The following is an 818-nucleotide window of genomic DNA, read 5'->3' on the forward strand; positions in this document are numbered from 1 at the left end:
CGGGTCGAAGGAGCCGCCACCTCAGCTCATGCGTTCAACAGACTCCGGGACATCGCCGCGGGAGCCCGGCAGACAACACAAAGCACTTTCCAGATCTTGTTCTTGGATCCTCTGAATCCGAGCCACAAGTTGTGGTGGAGATCAAGTTTCAGTCCGAATCTCCACAGACCGTTTACTTGGGATGCCGTCGAGACGTTCAGAAGCTGAAGGAACGATACGACTCGGTGCCCCACTACTTTGTGCTGTTCGATGTCAACCAAGGTCACGTCTTCTTGGATGAGCATCAGCTAAACGAGCTGAAGACGCTCGCATCTAAGAACTGCAGAATTCTTCACTACCCGAGCAAGCTCAGTACGCAACCCGGCAAGGTAATCGCGAGAAGTGCCATCGCGACCATGCGCGCCAAGGGCATGGATCTCTCGAAGAACGCCAAGAAGGCCGTCGCTAGCCGCAAGAAGAATGCTGCCTAACCCTTCGCTCGAGCCGACTCGCGCCGGCGTGGCACTTGGCCGGCTTCCCGGAGTGGTTCATCATCCGTCCAGCCGGCCAAGCGCCACACCGGCGCTCGCAGCTCAGCTCAAACGTTAGGCCTCGGAGGCGTAGCGCTTGTTCTCCTCGCAAGATGGGAGGCTCACATGAAGCGAGTCACTGGCATCGGGGGAATCTTCTTCAACGCCAAAGACCCGGTGGCACTCCGCGCCTGGTACAAGCGGCACCTGGGCATCGACGTCCAGGAATGGGGAGGTACAGCCTTCACTTGGCGATGTCCCGCTCGCTGTTGAACCGTGACCGGTGACGGCTCCTCGGTGGACATGCTA

1 protein-coding gene is annotated in these 818 nt (G+C 58.7%); it reads left to right on the forward strand.

Annotation, left to right across the window (positions count from 1 at the left end):
- The coding region (locus D9C15_RS33845) for a hypothetical protein (protein ID WP_205854986.1) at nt 1–470 on the forward strand (470 nt) is incomplete at its 5' end.
- Nucleotides 471–818 lie beyond the last annotated feature (348 nt).

Source organism: Piscinibacter defluvii, from assembly GCF_004011805.1.
Lineage (GTDB): Bacteria > Pseudomonadota > Gammaproteobacteria > Burkholderiales > Burkholderiaceae_C > Piscinibacter > Piscinibacter defluvii.